The organism is Vibrio sp. HDW18 (genome assembly GCF_011306175.1).
In the GTDB taxonomy this organism is placed as follows: domain Bacteria; phylum Pseudomonadota; class Gammaproteobacteria; order Enterobacterales; family Vibrionaceae; genus Vibrio; species Vibrio chanodichtyis.
Map to the genome: position 1 here is coordinate 692,551 of NZ_CP049913.1, position 17,504 is coordinate 710,054.

14 protein-coding genes, 2 tRNA genes and 1 pseudogene are annotated in these 17,504 nt (G+C 47.7%); 2 read left to right on the forward strand and 15 right to left on the reverse strand.

All coding sequences use genetic code 11. The features are described from left to right. Entirely contained in the window at nt 1–879 is an 879-nt protein-coding gene (locus G7083_RS03235; RefSeq protein ID WP_166013566.1) for a U32 family peptidase, read from the forward strand. An 81-nt stretch (nt 880–960) separates the two neighbouring features. On the opposite strand, the gene G7083_RS03240 is transcribed toward G7083_RS03235, so the two are convergent. The 5 genes from G7083_RS03240 to rpsO form a co-directional block, all read right to left on the reverse strand. Continuing rightward, nucleotides 961–2,298, reverse strand: a complete 1,338-nt coding sequence (locus G7083_RS03240; protein WP_166013567.1) for an MATE family efflux transporter — start codon at nt 2,296–2,298, stop codon at nt 961–963. A 39-nt stretch (nt 2,299–2,337) separates the two neighbouring features. Then, nucleotides 2,338–2,751, reverse strand: coding sequence for a MarR family transcriptional regulator (locus G7083_RS03245; RefSeq protein WP_166013568.1), 414 nt, complete (start codon nt 2,749–2,751; stop codon nt 2,338–2,340). 97 nt (nt 2,752–2,848) lie between these two features. Then, the gene (gene nlpI, locus G7083_RS03250; protein ID WP_166013569.1) at nt 2,849–3,760 is read right to left on the reverse strand and encodes a lipoprotein NlpI; all 912 of its coding nucleotides are present in this window, start codon (nt 3,758–3,760) and stop codon (nt 2,849–2,851) included. A gap of 113 nt (nt 3,761–3,873) precedes the next feature. After that, entirely contained in the window at nt 3,874–6,003 is a 2,130-nt protein-coding gene (gene pnp / locus G7083_RS03255; RefSeq protein WP_166013570.1) for a polyribonucleotide nucleotidyltransferase, read from the reverse strand. Between the two features lie 313 nt (nt 6,004–6,316). Continuing rightward, nucleotides 6,317–6,586, reverse strand: a complete 270-nt coding sequence (rpsO, locus tag G7083_RS03260) for a 30S ribosomal protein S15 (protein ID WP_000055655.1) — start codon at nt 6,584–6,586, stop codon at nt 6,317–6,319. A gap of 361 nt (nt 6,587–6,947) precedes the next feature. Here rpsO and G7083_RS03265 point away from each other — a divergent pair. Then, a pseudogene (locus tag G7083_RS03265) lies at nt 6,948–7,866 on the forward strand (IS5 family transposase). 243 nt (nt 7,867–8,109) lie between these two features. Here G7083_RS03265 and truB read toward each other — a convergent pair. From truB to folP, 10 genes are all read right to left on the reverse strand, one after another. Then, on the reverse strand, nt 8,110–9,048 hold the full coding sequence (gene truB, locus G7083_RS03270; RefSeq protein WP_166013571.1) for a tRNA pseudouridine(55) synthase TruB: 939 nt from the start codon (nt 9,046–9,048) through the stop codon (nt 8,110–8,112). After that, nucleotides 9,048–9,446: a 30S ribosome-binding factor RbfA gene (gene rbfA, locus G7083_RS03275; RefSeq protein ID WP_166013572.1), complete on the reverse strand. Its 399-nt coding sequence runs from the start codon at nt 9,444–9,446 to the stop codon at nt 9,048–9,050. Before rbfA ends, truB begins: the two co-directional genes overlap by 1 nt. A gap of 101 nt (nt 9,447–9,547) precedes the next feature. Beyond that, the gene (gene infB, locus G7083_RS03280) at nt 9,548–12,244 is read right to left on the reverse strand and encodes a translation initiation factor IF-2 (RefSeq protein ID WP_166013573.1); all 2,697 of its coding nucleotides are present in this window, start codon (nt 12,242–12,244) and stop codon (nt 9,548–9,550) included. Between the two features lie 23 nt (nt 12,245–12,267). After that, a complete protein-coding gene (nusA, locus tag G7083_RS03285) occupies nt 12,268–13,755 on the reverse strand; it encodes a transcription termination factor NusA (RefSeq protein ID WP_166013574.1) in 1,488 nt (495 codons plus the stop codon). 18 nt (nt 13,756–13,773) lie between these two features. Next, entirely contained in the window at nt 13,774–14,229 is a 456-nt protein-coding gene (gene rimP / locus G7083_RS03290) for a ribosome maturation factor RimP (protein ID WP_166013575.1), read from the reverse strand. Between the two features lie 207 nt (nt 14,230–14,436). Further along, nucleotides 14,437–14,513, reverse strand: a tRNA-Met gene (locus G7083_RS03295). A gap of 53 nt (nt 14,514–14,566) precedes the next feature. After that, a tRNA-Leu gene (locus G7083_RS03300) sits at nt 14,567–14,650 on the reverse strand. 29 nt (nt 14,651–14,679) lie between these two features. Continuing rightward, nucleotides 14,680–15,015, reverse strand: a complete 336-nt coding sequence (gene secG, locus G7083_RS03305) for a preprotein translocase subunit SecG (RefSeq protein WP_166014977.1) — start codon at nt 15,013–15,015, stop codon at nt 14,680–14,682. A gap of 256 nt (nt 15,016–15,271) precedes the next feature. Further along, nucleotides 15,272–16,612 carry a phosphoglucosamine mutase gene (gene glmM, locus G7083_RS03310; RefSeq protein ID WP_166013576.1) on the reverse strand — a complete coding sequence of 447 codons (1,341 nt, stop codon included), beginning with the start codon at nt 16,610–16,612 and terminating at the stop codon, nt 15,272–15,274. 25 nt (nt 16,613–16,637) lie between these two features. Next, a complete protein-coding gene (gene folP / locus G7083_RS03315) occupies nt 16,638–17,471 on the reverse strand; it encodes a dihydropteroate synthase (RefSeq protein ID WP_166013577.1) in 834 nt (277 codons plus the stop codon). Between the last annotated feature and the right edge of the window lie 33 nt (nt 17,472–17,504).

The window sequence follows — 17,504 nt, forward strand, 5'->3', positions numbered from 1 at the left end:
ATGAAGTATGCATTAGGTCCTCTACTCTATTTTTGGCCCAAACAAGACGTCGACCGTTTCTATGCTCAAGCCGAAGCGAGCCAAGCTGATATCATTTATCTTGGCGAAACGGTGTGTTCAAAACGGCGTGAGCTCAAGCCACAGCACTGGTTGGAAATTGCCAAATCCCTTTCGGCTGCCGGTAAGCAAGTAGTGCTCTCCACCATGGCCCTGCTTGAAGCCCCCAGCGAAATCAACCTGATGAAAAAATACATCGATAACGGTGATTTTGCGATTGAAGCCAATGATGTCTCTGCAGTACAAATGGCACACGAAAAAGGCATTCCTTTTATCGTTGGCCCCGCCATCAACACCTATAACGCACACACATTAAAGCTGTTTTTAAAACAAGGCATGATCCGCTGGTGTATGCCGGTAGAATTATCACGCGACTGGTTAGTCAATACCTTGCAACAGTGTGATCAGTTAGGTATTAGCGGCAAGTTTGAAGTCGAAGTGTTTAGTCATGGCTATCTTCCGCTGGCTTATTCCGCACGCTGCTTCACGGCCCGAGCAGAAAATCGCGCCAAAGATGAGTGTGAAACTTGCTGTATTCGCTACCCAACTGGGATTCAGGTGGCAAGCCAAGAAGGGCAATCAGTGTTTAACCTCAATGGTATTCAGACCCAATCGGGTTATTGCTATAACTTGGTGAATGATTTGCCCAGCATGGCTGGATTAGTCGATGTGGTGCGTTTAAGCCCACTTGGAGTCGAAACCTTCCAGCATCTCCAGCAGTTCAAAGCTAATCAGCATGGGCAAAAACCACAAGTGATCACCCAGCACCAATGTAATGGTTATTGGCATCAATTAGCCGGCTTGGCAATTAAAAACGACTAAGCTTAACTATCGGCTAAACTACCAACTAAACTTAACGACCCACTCAGCGGACAGGTGCCCGCTGAGTGGGCTTGAACACGATTATACTGGGCAAACTTGCTCTGCATTACCCAAGCGCTGCACATCACGCCACAGCATGATTGCCACCACCGTAGCCAGCACAATATTGGAGATTGGCAGTGCAATCCACACCCCAGTCAAACCGAAAAACAGTGGCAAAATCAGTAGAAATGGCAACATTATCGACATATTACCAAGCGTAATAAACATCGCCTTACCACCGCGATTGATCGATTGATAATACGCCGCACTCACCACTAAAAAGCCATCCAGATACATAGCAAATAGGTGTAATTTTATCCCCATCTGCGCACCGGCCATCAGCTCACGGTCGCTAGAGTTAAAAATCGCAATCGCCTGTTCAGGAAACAGATTGAGTAGCATGACAAATAGCATACCGCCCAGCACCGCAATACTCATCGCTAAGCGTAATAATTGCCGAATATGGCCATAGTTACGCGCACCAAAATGGTAACTGGCTAGCGGCTGCATACCATTGGCAATCCCCTCAACTGTCAGATAATAAATCGTCACTATGTAGCCCATCACCGCGTAAGCCCCTACCATGACCGGATCACCATATTCAATCATCAAGGTGTTGTGCAGCGCGACCATGGTTGAACCATAGGCGTACATAAAAAAGCTCGAAGCGCCAATGGTTAAAATCTTAGGTAACGTGCGCCACTCCAACTTAAGACAGTGGCGGGTTAAACGGGTTTTGGCACGTTTGGAGAAGAAATACGCTAAGCCAAGCAAGCTCACGATCGATTGTGCCAAAGTAGTGGCAATCGCTGCCCCCGTCAGCTCCCAATTAAGCCAAGCAATAAACAGATAATCGAGTGCAATATTGCTCAGCGCACCAATCACCATCAGTAAAGTCGCCAAATTGGGACTATTATCGTTACGCAGCAGAAATGGCATCGCAATAGAGCCCAAGGTAAACACACAGCCGACCAACAACACTTGTAAATATTGTTGACCTAATTCAAATACCCGCCCTTGCGCGCCTTGCCAATGCAAAAAATCATCCGCCCTCCACCATAAGATCAATGCCACTAAAGGCGCTAGCAGCAGTAAACTGGTTAAGCCCGTCGCCAGCGTGCGTTTTGCACTCTCCGCATCACCTTGCCCTTGCTTGATCGAAGCCAGCGCTCCAGTGCCGACGCCCACTAACATGCCGATACCCAAAATAGTCCCGATCACCGGCCAAGCGACATTAATCCCAGCCAGCCCTTGCGCACCGACATAATGGCCAATAAAGATACCGTCCACCACTTGATAGAGACCATTAACCAGCATCGCCGCGACCGTAGGAATGGTATAGCGAACAAACTGTCGGTAAATTGAACGATTCATCATAACAATACGTCTTACTTAATTAGCTTATCTAATAAAAATTTACGATTGGCGCAATGCTTTGCCGAGTAGCAAATCGAGGATCACCACTTCTTCATCCGACAAGCTCTGCGCCACTTGCTGGGCTAAAGTTTGATAGACTCGCGCTTCATAGGCCAAATTCTGCTCGGCCTGTTCTGTCAGCTCAAACAACTGAGCACGGGCATCTTTCGCGCAGCAAACTCGTTTGACTAACCCCCGCCGCTCAAGCTTTTTAAGCATATTGGACGCCGAAGGCTTACTCACCTCTAATGCCTGAGCCAAATCGGTTAAACGAATCGCTTGCGGGGCATTCTGCAGCACTTTCAAATAGTCGTACTCATTGAAGCTGAGCTGGGCAAAAGGATCTTCTTTGGCATATTTGCGCCACACCTTAGCCGCAAAACGTTCCATTTTCTCAAGATTAGTTTCTAACATAAAGCGCACTACATAATTAGCATTGCTAACTATATTAGCAAGATGGCAGGCATAAAAAAAGCCGCGTTCGGCGGCTTTTTATAATCAGAAGATCACACTAAGGAGTCGATGACTCAGCTTTCGATGTGGCTAAACGTTCTTCACGCACTTGCTGGAAGATACGCCCTAGCTCAAGAAAGGCATAACGGTGCTCTACGTATTCATACACATTGAATGAGATGGCCAGCTTATACAAGGATAGTGCTTGCGCCAGTTCGCCCTGCATTTGATAACGCTTGCCAAGGTAGAAATAGGCTTCGGTTAACCTTTGGGCTAACAGATCATTTTCACGAGAGCCGGCGATAATCGCTTTAAACGCGATCTCTTCTGGTAGCTGATCCAACATTAACCCAACTAACACCCAGCCCCACTGCTCATCATGCTGCTGATAACGTTGTAGTAGGTCGATACGCGCTTGCTCTGGATTGACATCACTTTCGATGATGTATAACCACAGGGCACGAAAAGGATCATTGGGATCTTGTTGATAATGCTTAGTGATCTCTTCCAACGCCAACTGTGGCCGCTCACCATAATAAAGAGCAATCGCCCGGTTACGCACCGCATACTCATTACTTGGGTCTAATTCTAGCGTTGAATCAAAAGCTTCATACGCAGCATCAAATTCCCCAGCTTCGGTGTAATACACCCCAAGCAGATTAAACACATCAGGTTGCGCCGGATTGAGCGCCAACGATTGAGTAAAATCGAGCTGAGCCAATTCACGTAAGCCAACGCTGTCATAATTATTCCCACGTTCAAACAACATCTTAGCGCGCAGTTCTGCATCAAGATCCGTTCTTAACAATAATTGGCTGAGTCGAGCAATTTGCACTTCTTGCTGTACAGAGGCTTGTAGTGGCACCGCCATCGGTGGATACAGCCACTGAGTGGCCGATTTATGCTGCGCAGCACAGCCAGACAGTACCGCCAATCCTAGTAGCGCGATCGGTAATCGAAACCATTTCACTCATCATACTCCTGTGGATTTCGCATAAAAAAAGGGAGCGAATAACGCTCCCCTTTATAACACGCTTTGGCTATGAAAAGAAAAGCCGCGTTGTTTTTACCATCAACGGTAAATTATTCTGCAGCAGGTGCCGCTGGCTCGACTACTTCGGCTGAAGTTTCAACCGCTTCTTTCATGCTCAGACGAACGCGGCCTTGACGGTCAATTTCAAGAACTTTCACTTGAACTTCTTGACCTTCAGTTAGGTAGTCTGACACTTTTTCAACACGCTTATCAGCGATTTGCGAAATATGTACCAAGCCATCTTTACCAGGCAGAATGGTTACAAACGCACCAAAATCAGCCAGACGAGCCACTTTACCGGTATAGATCACGCCCACTTCAACTTCAGCGGTGATCTCTTGAATACGACGGATCGCTTCTTTCGCTTGATCACCGTCAGTTGCTGCGATCTTGATCGTACCGTCATCTTCGATTTCAATCGTAGTGCCAGTTTCTTCAGTCAGTTGACGAATCACTGCACCACCTTTACCGATCACGTCTTTGATTTTCTCAACACTGATCTTCATGGTGTGGATGCGTGGAGCAAATTCAGAGATATCATTACGCGCAGTTGCGATCGCTTGATCCATCACCGACAGAATGTGCAGACGAGCACCTTTGGCTTGGTTCAGTGCAATTTGCATGATCTCTTTGGTGATACCTTCAATCTTGATGTCCATCTGCAGTGCAGTAACACCCGTTGCAGTACCCGCAACTTTAAAGTCCATATCACCTAGGTGATCTTCATCGCCTAGAATGTCTGACAGTACGACGAAATCATTGTCTTCTTTCACTAGACCCATTGCGATACCCGCAACAGAAGCCTTAATTGGCACACCGGCATCCATCAGCGCTAGCGATGAACCACACACAGAAGCCATAGAAGATGAACCGTTTGATTCAGTGATTTCAGACACAACACGTACAGTGTACGGGAATTCATCTGCCGATGGCATTACCGCTGCAATACCACGCTTCGCCAAACGGCCGTGACCGATTTCACGACGCTTAGGAGAACCCACAAAGCCAGTTTCACCCACACAGTATGGAGGGAAGTTGTAATGCAGCAGGAAGTGATCTTTCTTCTCGCCAGTCAGCTCGTCGATGATTTGCGCATCACGTTGTGTACCCAACGTTGCGGTCACCAGTGCTTGAGTTTCACCACGGGTGAACAGCGCTGAGCCGTGAGTACGTGGCAATACGCCAGTACGTACGTCAAGTGCACGTACCATGTCTTTTTCACGGCCATCGATACGTGGATTACCCGCGATGATGCTGCGACGTACAACGGTTTTTTCCAAATCGTGGAAAATGGTGTGAATTTCTTTAGTATCTAAAGCTTCGTTTTCAGCCAGCAGAGCCGCCGTCACTTCTGCACTGATGGTATGGATGCGATCATAACGCGCCATTTTCTCAGTGATCTGGTACGCTTCAACCAGACGCGCTTCAGCTAAAGCCGCCACTTTGCCTTTCAGCTCAGTGTTTTCAGCTGGTGCAGCCCATTGCCATGCAGGAGTCGCAACTTCAGCGGCAAATTCATTGATCGCGTTGATCACTGCTTGCTGTTGATCATGACCAAATACCACAGCCGCCAGCATCTCTTCTTCGCTCAGGATCTGTGCTTCTGATTCAACCATCAGCACCGCGCCTTCAGTACCCGCAACCACCAGATCCAGACGAGACTGCTTCAGCTCTTTTTCACTTGGGTTAAGCACTAATTGACCATCAATGTGACCAACACGTGCCGCACCGATTGGGCCATTGAATGGCAGACCAGAAATTGCCAGCGCAGCAGAAGTACCGATCATCGCCACCATATCTGGTTGCACATCTGGATTCACTGAGACTACGGTTGCAATTACTTGCACTTCGTTCGTGAAGCCATCTGGGAACAGAGGACGAATTGGACGGTCAATCAGACGTGCAGTCAGGGTTTCACCTTCCGATGGACGACCTTCACGCTTGAAGAAACCACCTGGGATTTTACCTGCCGCGTAAGTACGCTCTTGGTAGTTTACGGTGAGTGGGAAGAAGTCTTGACCGACTACCGCTTCTTTTTTACCTACCACGCTGACGAACACTGAAGTGTCATCCATGGTCGCCATTACGGCTGCGGTGGCTTGGCGAGCCATAACACCCGTTTCTAAAGTAACGGTGTGGTTACCGTACTGAAACGTTTTTACTACTGGTTTTTCGAACATGAGTATTCCTTATCTTCAGGACTTGCCTGAAATTAAATCATCAATACTCAAAGCACTACTAATCGCGACTAGTAAAAAAAGACTGGGTACTTAGGGATATTCTTGAGAGAGCAGTCTGTTTTTAATAGCCGCGACCTTTTGGTCGACTGCGGTGACTGTAATGCCGTGAGCACAAACTTGTTCAGCCACATAGACTGAACGGCGGCTAGTATAAACTACTTAGCGAAAGGATAGCTAATTAGATAGCGAATTTAGGCAGCAAAAAAGGGGCATAAGCCCCTTTTCTATACAAACTGTGCAGTACAGCGACGAATTAACGACGCAGGCCTAGACGTTTGATCAGATCTTGGTAACGAGAAAGATCTTTACCTTTCAGGTAGTCCAGCAGCTTACGACGGCTTGAAACCATACGCAGCAGACCACGACGGCTGTGGTGATCGCCTTTGTGTGCTTGGAAGTGACCTTGCAGGTGGTTGATAGAAGCAGTCAGCAGAGCTACTTGTACTTCTGGTGAACCAGTGTCATTTTCACAACGTGCGTATTCAGCAACGATTGCTGCTTTAGTTTCTGCATTCAGAGACATAATTCTCTCCTAAAGAGTTAAGGTTTAAGTTTGTGTCAGCCAATCTCTGATTCAGCCGACACGAGAAGCGCGAATTATAGGGAAGATTCTTAAGCCGCACAAGCGGAATGTCTCACGCAATGCGAGGGCAACGGTAGTAGTCCCCGTGAACAGAAGATTAAAGATAGACAACAAGAGACTAAAAAGGGGGATAAGACATTTTTACCGATCACGTTTTAGAAAACTTTAACTGTACAAATAAAATATCCGCTCATCATCAGATGAGCGGATCGAAAGGAAATGGCTTTGTTGCATAAATCGAATGAACTAAATCAGAATCTTACGATCAGATCAGGAGCATTCATTCACTGACTTTAATTTCATGCCGAAGCCTCGCTACAAAACCACTAACTGGCACAAGTACAATAGCTCCCTAGTCAACCGAGGTTCACTCACGTTTTGGATTGACGAAGAAGCGATAACTGAGTGGAAACAAACTAAACAGGATAGACGTGGTAGACCACGATTGTTTAGTGACCTTGCTATCACAACTGCTCTCATGGTAAAGCGCATCTTTTCCTTACCTTTAAGAGCGCTACAAGGCTTTATCGACTCAGTTTTTAGATTGGCAAATGTTCCATTGATTTGTCCCCACTATACCTGCATAAGTCGCCGAGCTAAGGATGTCGAGGTTTGTTTTAAAACCTCTTCACGAGGCACGATTCAGCACCTAGCCATTGATGCAACTGGACTCAAGGTATACGGTGAGGGCGAATGGAAAGTGAAAAAACATGGAACCGATGGTAAGCGTCGAGTCTGGCGTAAACTCCATCTTGCCGTTGATACCGATACGCATGAAATTATCGCGGCTGAGCTGACATTATCGGGCGTGACAGATGCAGAAGTACTCCCCAATCTACTCAAGCAAACAAGCAGAGCCATCAAGGAGATCTCGGGAGATGGCGCATACGATACAAGGGAATGCCATAGGGCAATTAGGGTTAAGAAAGCGATACCTTTAATCCCTCCGCGTGAGGGAGCAGCCTTCTGGGAAAGGGGCACCCACGCAATCTGGCGGTTGGCTGCCAGAAACTCTATGGGTCGAACAAAAAGTGGAAACAGAAGTATGGTTACCACAGGCGTTCATTGTCTGAAACCGCTATGTATCGCGTGAAACAGTTACTTGGAGCATCACTCACTCTTCGCAATTACAATGCACAAGTTGGGAGACTTACGCGATGATCAAAGCACTCAACAAGTTAACTGGGATAGGTATGCCCGAAACTCAGTATATCGTCTAAAAGGTGAACGATTTAGCTAGCGTCCGCTCGCAAGCTGAATTCAGCAACAAAGCCGCCAGCATCTTCAAGTTGATTCGGTATATATAATTAAGAATATCAACAGTATGTGATTAACAATGAAAAATGACGATTGAAACTCTGCTTCAATCGTCATAAAAATGCTATAAGAACGATTTAGCGTCAGGTCATGAAAACTAAGTTCAAACAACGACACCCATTTCTATGGCTTTACAGCAAATGAGATTATTCGCCGTACACTACTAAACGTTTAGGGGCAATTCGGCCATGACCGTCAATTTCACCAATCCCGAGAAACAATTTATGCTCGCCGCCAGTAATCCGCACCATACCTTCGGTTGGTGCGCCAGCGACCTGTACCGCTTGGCCATGTTGCACCAACGGAATCAGCTCAGCAATCACATTGACTTCCGGTAATGCCTCTACTGCAGTATCCATCGGCAATAACAGCGGATCGAGCACCTCTGCCACGGTTTTTTCTTCACGCTGAGCTTGCTCAACCCACTCTTGCAGTTGCTCTAAGGTCACCATTCTGGCATACGGATAATTCGCGACCCCGATCCGACGTAGCATAGTCACGTGTGCGCCACAGCCGAGCATTTCACCCAGATCATCAACGATAGTGCGGATATAAGTCCCTTTCGAGCAGTGCACTTCCATCTCCACTTCATCGCCTTCAAAACAATGCAGCTCAATCTCATACACGGTAATGTTGCGCGCTTCACGCGGCACTTCAATGCCCTGACGAGCATATTCGTACAGTGGACGACCTTGATGTTTCAAGGCGGAGAACATCGATGGCACTTGATCCGTCTCGCCACGAAACTTGGCGATACTCGCGAGCAGCGTATCCCGCTCGACATTAACCGGGCGAGTTTGCACCACTTGACCATCAGAATCTGAAGTGTCGGTACGTTCGCCCAATTTTGCGATTACCCGATAACGCTTATCGGAATCGAGCAGAAATTGCGAAAACTTAGTCGCTTCACCAAGGCAAATCGGCAGCATGCCGGTTGCTAATGGATCGAGCGCACCAGTATGGCCGGCTTTTTCTGCCCCATAGAGACGTTTAACTTTTTGCAAAGCGTCGTTAGAAGAGATCCCAGTCGGCTTGTCCAACAAGATCACCCCGTGAACAATCCGACCTTTACGTCGACGAGCCATTACGCTTCGTCCTCATCACGACCCGCTTCGTGCATACGACGCTTGTCAGTATTAACGACTTCAGTTACAAGGTTCGACATGCGCATACCTTCCACCAAAGTGTTGTCGTAATAGAAACGAATTTCTGGCGTTAAGCGGAGACGGATCTGCTTACCAAGGAGCATACGTACTGCAACTTCATGCTCACGCAGCGCGGCTAGGCAAGATTCTGGCGTCTGCTCACCGATGCACAGGAAAGTCACAAACACTTTGGCATAAGCCAAATCACGTGACACTTCCACATCAGAAATGGTGACCATACCGAGACGAGAATCGCGCACTTCACGTTGCAGGATCATCGCCAGTTCTTTTTGTAATTGCTGTGCCACACGCTGAGTGCGGCTAAATTCTTTCGGCATATCTATTCTCACTAATAGAAAGAATGGGGGGATGGTTTTGACCAGCCCCCCATGGTGTATTCAACAACCTACCTTGGTTTGATTAATGCAACCGTGGTTGATTAGTCAATGGTACGTTTGATTTCGATAGTCTCAAAGACTTCGATTTGGTCACCCACGCGAACATCATTATAGTTCTTAACGCCGATACCACACTCGTAACCATTCTTAACTTCTGCCACGTCATCTTTGAAGCGACGCAGAGATTCCAGTTCACCTTCGTAAATCACCACGTTATCACGTAGGACGCGGATCGGCGCATTACGTTTGATGACACCTTCGGTGACCATACAACCAGCAATCGCACCCAGTTTCGGTGATTTAAATACGTCACGAACTTCAGCCAGACCAATGATTTCTTGTTTGAACTCAGGAGCAAGCATGCCGCTCATCGCCTGTTTCACTTCATCGATCAATTGGTAAATGATTGAATAGTAACGTAGATCGATATTTTCAGTGTCAAGGGTACGACGCGCTGAAGCATCTGCACGTACGTTAAAGCCGACCACGATTGCGTTTGAAGCTGCCGCTAATACCGCGTCGGTTTCAGTGATACCACCAACACCAGAGCCAACGATGTTCACTTTCACTTCTTCAGTCGAGAGTCTGCGCAGCGAATCCGAAATTGCTTCTACTGAACCTTGTACGTCCGCTTTCAGAACGATGTTCAATTCAGCGACATCACCTGCGGTCATGTTGGAGAACATGTTCTCCAGCTTCGATTTCTGCTGACGAGCCAGTTTCACTTCACGGAACTTACCGGCACGGTAGTTAGCCACTTCACGTGCTTTACGCTCATCACGTACCACTGTCGCTTCATCACCAGCAGCTGGCACACCAGACAGGCCAAGGATCTCCACTGGGATTGATGGGCCAGCTTTTTCAACTTCATTGCCCACTTCATCACGCATTGCACGCACACGGCCATACTCTTGACCACACAGAACAATGTCACCCTTATGCAGAGTACCAGACTGAACCAGAACGGTCGCCACTGGACCACGGCCCTTATCAAGGCGTGATTCAATCACCACACCCGATGCCATGCCTTGCTCAACCGCTTTCAGTTCCAAAACTTCAGCTTGTAGCAGGATAGCTTCAAGTAGGCCTTCAATGTTGGTACCTTGTTTGGCTGAGATGTGGACGAACATGTTATCGCCGCCCCACTCTTCAGGCATAACATTGTACTGCGCCAGTTCGGTTTTTACGTTATCTGGGTTCGCCGCTTCTTTATCGATCTTGTTCACTGCAACAATCAGCGGTACACCCGCCGCTTTCGCGTGTTGGATCGCTTCAACCGTCTGCGGCATTACACCATCGTCTGCCGCAACCACTAGCACAACGATATCCGTCGCTTTCGCACCACGTGCACGCATGGCGGTAAACGCAGCGTGTCCAGGAGTGTCGAGGAAGGTGATCATGCCATTCGGGGTTTCTACGTGGTAAGCACCGATGTGCTGGGTAATACCACCCGCTTCACCAGAGGCCACGTGGGTACGACGAATGTAGTCCAGAGTTGACGTTTTACCGTGGTCAACGTGACCCATGATGGTCACCACCGGTGCACGAGAAACTTCTTCAAATTTGTCGTCACGATCCAAAAGAACCGCTTCTTCTAATTCGTTTTCTTTACGAATCACAACCTTGTGACCCATTTCTTCAGCAACCAGTTGTGCAGTTTCCTGATCGATCACTTGGTTAATGGTCGCCATGGCGCCCATCTTCATCATGATTTTAATCACTTCAGTGGCTTTTACTGACATTTTTTGTGCCAGTTCAGAAACGATGATGGTTTCGCCAACCACAACATCTGCTTTAGCAACTACAGCCGTTTTATCAAAACCGTGCTGCATAGACATTGGTTTATGGATGCGGCCTTTACGACCCGCTTTGCCACCACGAGGACGAGAATCACGTTCTTGGTTATCGTCACGCGAAGACATTTTTCTCTTGTTCGCTTTTGTCGAACGACGACTAGCACCTTCTTCGTGAAGGTCTGCCGCATCTTCCGCTTCGCGAGCATATTGCGAAGTGGTTACATGGTAATCGGTATTTTCTTGCATATCACCTACAGTCTCTTTTTCAGCAGACCAGCGCTCACCATTCTTTTCAGCCAATTCGCGTACTTTTTCAAGTTGACGGAGACTTTCCTCTTCGGCCTTACGTCTTGCTTCTTCTTCCTGGCGGCGTTTTAGCGCCTCGGCTTCTTTGCGCGCTGCTTCTTGCTTCAATTTATCTTGGTCAGAACGTGGTTGTGCGGTAGCTTGCGATTCACGCTTCGCTTTTTCTTCAGCAACACGTTTGGCCTCAGCTTCGCGCTTAACGGCTTCTTCTGCATCACGTTTGGCTTTTTCTGCTGCCGCGCGTTGTGCAGCTTCTTCCGCTTCACGGATAGCTTGCTCTTCCGCGACACGCATTGCGGCTTCTTCCGCTTCACGAGCCGCATCATCTTCAATAGAACTGCGCTTAACATAGGTACGTTTCTTGCGCACTTCGATCTGAACATCCTTACTTTTACCGCCACCTGCGCTTACGCTTAGTGTGCTGCGGGTTTTACGCTGCAGTGTCAAACGCGTTGGCTCACTGCCGGTCGCATCGCCGTGCTCTTTACGTAAATGAGTCAGCAACTTCTGCTTCTCATCTTCCGAGATACGATCGGCAACGGCTTTGTTCATTCCTGCATCAGCAAGTTGCTCTAATAAGCGGTCTACTGGTGTACCAATTTCTTCACTCAGTGCTTTAACGGTAATTTGTGTCATGCCGCTTCCTCCCCTTGCTGAAATTATGCGTCTTCACCGAACCAACAAATGTTACGAGCCGCCATAATCAGCTCACCCGCACGTTGCTCAGTTAGACCTTCAATACCTTCTAAATCATCCACACCTTGGTCAGCGAGATCTTCTAGTGTCGCAACACCTTTCGCTGCCAGTTTGAATGCCATTTCGCGCTCAAGTCCTGCTAGTGCTAGCAAATCTTCTGCTGGCTCAAGACCTTCGAACGATTCTTCTTGCGCAAGCGCAAGCGTGGTTAGCGCTTGTTTAGCGCGGCTACGTAACTCTTCAGCCAAATCTTCATCTAAGCCATCAACATCTAACAGCTCATTCATTGGTACGTAAGCCACTTCTTCTAGGGTTGAGAAACCCTCTTCAACCAATAGCTCAGCAAAATCTTGCTCGATATCGAGATACTTCATGAAGTTTTCGATCGATGCCATTGACTCTTCTTGGTGTTTCTTCTGCAGATCGGCAACCGTCATCACGTTCAGTTCCCAACCGGTCAGTTGTGAAGCAAGACGAACGTTTTGTCCGTTACGACCAATCGCTTGTGCAAGATTATCGGCTTCCACCGCGATATCCATTGAATGGGTATCTTCATCCATAATGATTGAAGCTACATCCGCAGGTGCCATCGCATTAATGACAAATTGCGCAGGGTTATCGTCCCACAACACAATATCAATACGCTCACCGCCGAGTTCACCAGAAACCGCTTGTACACGCGCACCACGCATACCAACGCAAGCACCCACTGGGTCAATACGTTTATCATTGCTTTTCACTGCAATTTTGGCACGCGAACCAGGATCACGCGCAGCCGCTTTCAGCTCAATCAGCTCTTCACCGATTTCAGGCACTTCAACGCGGAACAACTCGGTCAACATTTCAGGCTTAGAACGAGTAATAAACAGTTGGAAACCACGCGCTTCTGGAGCCACTTTAAACAGCAAACCACGCACGCGGTCACCAGCGCGGAAGTTTTCACGCGGCAGTTGGTCTTCACGCAGGATCACGGCTTCAGCATTGTTACCAAGATCCAAGATCACCGTTTCACGGTTCACTTTTTTCACAACACCGGTAACCAACTCACCTTCATTATCAATGAATTGCTCAACAATCTGTGCTCGCTCAGCTTCACGTACTTTTTGTACGATCACTTGTTTAGCGGTTTGAGTGGTAATACGATCGAAGGTTACTGATTGAATTTCATCTTCAATGTAATCACCCAATTGTACCGATTCATCATCATAGCTTGCCGCGTCAAATGAGATCTCTTTGGTTGGGTTCTCAACGTTTTCGACTACTAACCAACGGCGGAAAGTTTCGAAGGCACCCGTTTTACGATCGATAGCAACACGTACATCGACCTCAATTTCATACTTCTTTTTAGTTGAAGTCGCTAACGCAGTTTCTAGCGCTTCAAAAATACGCTCACGAGGTACCGCTTTCTCGTTAGAAACCGCCTCAACTACCGCTAAAATTTCTTTACTCATTGTTCTAGCCTCAAAGACTTAAAATTTAGGGATCAGGTTAGCTTTTGAAATGTTGCTTAGAGCAAACTCTTCCGCTTGCCCATCAACCAGCACAGAAACAGTCTCTCCATCAATTGATTGGATAACACCTTTCCACTTGCGACGGTTGCCAACAGCCATCTTCAAAACGATGCTGACCTCGTGACCAATAAACTGCTCATAATGTGCTGCTTTAAAGAGTGGTCTTTCCAGACCCGGTGAAGAGACTTCGAGGTAGTAAACGACCGAAATCGGATCTTCAACATCCAAAACGGCACTCACCTGGTGACTCACTGCCGCACAGTCATCCACGTTGATACCGTTGGCATGATCGATAAAAAGACGCAGTGTGGAGTGTTCTCCCGCACGTACGAACTCTAATCCGACCAACTCATAACCAGCAGCAACTACCGGAGCTTCAAGCATTTCAGTAAGTTGTCTTTCTAAACCCGTCATCTAAACCACTCCAGAAACAAAAAAAGGGCTGAGAGCCCAATTTAAATTCCAAGCAAACATCCAAATCTTCCCGAAAAGGAAATTCAGATAATAAAAAACCCCGATTAAGTCGGGGTTTTTTATTGCTGGACCCTGATAAATTGAGAATCGCTTCTCAACTGCAGTGAGGTTAACACTGCCAAACTTGTCTCTCTAGCTAAAGAGAGATGGTTGCGGGGGCTGGATTTGAACCAACGACCTTCGGGTTATGAGCCCGACGAGCTACCAAGCTGCTCCACCCCGCGTCCGACTTGCGAGCATTATACGCTCAACAAGGTGATTTACAAGTTTGTAAATATGGTGCCGAGAGAGGGACTCGAACCCTCACACCTAAGGCGCTAGCACCTCATGCTAGTGTGTCTACCAATTTCACCATCTCGGCATATCTTGCGCTATCGTGTTACTGACAGCTTAGTGAGGAATTTCGTCACTGCTCTTGGCAGGCGCTTCACTCACTGTATCACTAGTTTGTTGAATCACTTGACCTTGTGACGGGTCAACCCATTGTGATTCAGTTTTATGCGTAGACATATTACCCAGCACCAAACTAATAACAAAGAATACTGTTGCAAAAATTGCAGTCATTCGGGTTAGGAAGTTACCTGAGCCACCAGCACCAAACACAGTGTTTGACGCGCCGGCACCGAATGAGGCTCCCATATCTGCGCCTTTACCTTGCTGAATCAACACTAGGCCAATAATAGCAACCGCTGCCAACAGGTAAATCACAAGTAGAACTGTAAACATTACTTCCACCTATGTTCATATTTGTTGAGCTAGCGCCATTCTTATCATTGACGATTCGAACAAAGCCAGCGACCTTTCTCTCCGAAAGCGGACGCAATACTACCCAATGGTTCTGGAGCTGACAAGCGGAATTTTCTAAAAAAATCACTTTTCGCTTTGATCGCTTAAAAAACTCGCACAAGCGCGATTTTTTAAGCATTCAGATAATTCCTAGCGCAAAATCAATCGGCTAGGAATCATCACCAACCCATCCTGCTTAGCAGTTATCCTTGACCGCTTGGGCAATTTTCAGAGCAGATTGTTGCACCAACTCGGCATCTTCACCTTCTACCATCACGCGCAGTAGCGGCTCTGTGCCCGATTTACGCAGTAACACTCGCCCTTTCGAACCGAGTTCCGCTTCAACTTGCGCAACCACCGCTTTAACGGCAGAGGTTTGCAGCGGGTTATTGTCACCAGCAAAACGAACATTTTCCAGCACTTGTGGATAAAGTGTCATACCTTTGGCGAGATCATGCAGGGTCATTTCGCTGCCGACGACTGAAGCGAGCACTTGCAACCCAGCCACAATTGCATCTCCAGTGGTGACTTTATCCAGTAAAATCACATGACCTGAATTTTCTGCGCCAATTTTCCAGCCTTTTTCGAGCAGTTTTTCCATCACGTAGCGATCACCGACCGCAGCACGCACAAACGGAATACCGAGCTGTTTTAAGCCATTTTCCATCCCAAGGTTGGTCATTAGGGTTCCGACCACGCCACCTTTGAGTTCACCACGGCGCAATGCATCGCGCGCAATGATGTAGGCAATTTGGTCACCATCGACTTTATTACCCAGATGGTCAACCATAATGATGCGATCTCCATCCCCATCAAAGGCAAGGCCAAGATCCGCTTGCTCTGCGACCACCCGTTGTTGCAAAGCACGCACATCAGTGGCACCGACTTGATCATTGATATTTAATCCATTCGGCTCAACACCAATCGCAATCACCTCGGCACCCAGCTCGCGAAACACATTCGGTGCAATGTGGTAAGTGGCACCATGCGCGCAATCAACCACCACTTTCAATCCCGATAAACTGAGCTGAGAAGGAAAGGTGCTTTTACAAAATTCGATATAGCGTCCCGCGGCATCCACCATGCGAGTCGCTTTGCCCAACTCAGCCGATTCAACACATTCGATCTGTTTATCCATTTCAGCTTCAATTGCTAACTCAATCTCATCCGGCAGCTTGGTGCCTTGATAAGAGAAGAATTTAATCCCATTGTCATAATAAGGATTATGCGATGCCGAAATGACGATCCCCGCTTCAGCGCGGAAAGTTTGAGTCAGATACGCGACCGCAGGGGTCGGCATTGGTCCGGTAAAGGTGGCTTTTAACCCCGCCGCCGCCAGTCCCGCTTCCAAGGCCGACTCCAGCATATAGCCAGAAATCCGCGTATCTTTACCTATGATGACTTTTTTGGTGCCTTGTTTTGCCAAAACACGTCCAGCCGCCCAGCCAAGCTTAAGTACAAAATCAGGTGTAATCGGGTACTGGCCAACTTTACCACGCACCCCATCAGTGCCAAAATAACGTCTTTTATCAGACATTTGCGTTCCCTTTAATTTATTATTTTTACTGATTGCTGTGCATCATCTGCACCATTTTCAGTGCGTCAATTGTTGCTTCAACATCATGTACCCGAATGATTTGCGCCCCTTTCTGTGCGGCAAGTGTCGCACACGCAACGCTCCCTGCGACACACTCTGCAGGTTGCTTATTCAGCGTTTTAAAGATCATTGACTTACGGGACATTCCCGCCAAAAGCGGCAATCCGAAACGATGAAACTGCTCTAGGTGAGCGAGCAAATGATAATTGTGTTGGATCGATTTTCCAAAGCCAAAACCGGGATCTAAGATAATATTCTCACGCTTAATACCACTCGCTTCACAGATAGCAATCCGCTCAGCCAGAAATTGACTAACCTCTTCAATCAAATCGTGATAATGCGGATCCTGTTGCATGGTGCGCGGCTGGCCTTGCATGTGCATAATGCACACCGGCACTTGTGCTTGCGCCACAACTTCTAACGCCTGCGGCTCCTGTAAGGCACGGATATCATTAATCAGATCCGCCCCTGCAGCAATAGCTTGGCGCATAACTTCAGCTTTACTGGTATCAATCGAGATCCACACTTGTGAGTCTCGCGCACGGATCGCTTGCACCAACGGGATCACGCGCTGCAATTCATCAGCTAAGGTGACTTCTGGCGCACCAGGGCGAGTCGACTCACCGCCAATATCAATGATCGCCGCCCCCGCGTTGATCATCTGCTGTGCGCGAGTCAGCGCGAGGTCGAGATCCACATAACATCCGCCGTCAGAAAAAGAGTCTGGCGTGGTATTTAAAATCCCCATCACGACTGGAGAGTGCAGATCAAGCTGCTTATTGGCATAGCTAATTTTCATATGGATAAATTTCCCTCCCTTGCAAACACAAAA

Bases quoted from the DNA above. Each gene is read 5' to 3' on its own strand.
- pnp (WP_166013570.1), bottom strand. From the start codon at position 6,003: ATGTTCGAAAAACCAGTAGTAAAAACGTTTCAGTACGGTAACCACACC.
- G7083_RS03245 (WP_166013568.1), bottom strand. From the start codon at position 2,751: ATGTTAGAAACTAATCTTGAGAAAATGGAACGTTTTGCGGCTAAGGTG.
- G7083_RS03240 (WP_166013567.1), bottom strand. From the start codon at position 2,298: ATGATGAATCGTTCAATTTACCGACAGTTTGTTCGCTATACCATTCCT.
- infB (WP_166013573.1), bottom strand. From the start codon at position 12,244: ATGACACAAATTACCGTTAAAGCACTGAGTGAAGAAATTGGTACACCA.
- rbfA (WP_166013572.1), bottom strand. From the start codon at position 9,446: ATGCCGAAAGAATTTAGCCGCACTCAGCGTGTGGCACAGCAATTACAA.
- secG (WP_166014977.1), bottom strand. From the start codon at position 15,015: ATGTTTACAGTTCTACTTGTGATTTACCTGTTGGCAGCGGTTGCTATT.
- nusA (WP_166013574.1), bottom strand. From the start codon at position 13,755: ATGAGTAAAGAAATTTTAGCGGTAGTTGAGGCGGTTTCTAACGAGAAA.
- rpsO (WP_000055655.1), bottom strand. From the start codon at position 6,586: ATGTCTCTGAATGCAGAAACTAAAGCAGCAATCGTTGCTGAATACGCA.
- folP (WP_166013577.1), bottom strand. From the start codon at position 17,471: ATGAAAATTAGCTATGCCAATAAGCAGCTTGATCTGCACTCTCCAGTC.
- truB (WP_166013571.1), bottom strand. From the start codon at position 9,048: ATGGCTCGTCGACGTAAAGGTCGGATTGTTCACGGGGTGATCTTGTTG.
- G7083_RS03235 (WP_166013566.1), top strand. From the start codon at position 1: ATGAAGTATGCATTAGGTCCTCTACTCTATTTTTGGCCCAAACAAGAC.
- rimP (WP_166013575.1), bottom strand. From the start codon at position 14,229: ATGACGGGTTTAGAAAGACAACTTACTGAAATGCTTGAAGCTCCGGTA.
- glmM (WP_166013576.1), bottom strand. From the start codon at position 16,612: ATGTCTGATAAAAGACGTTATTTTGGCACTGATGGGGTGCGTGGTAAA.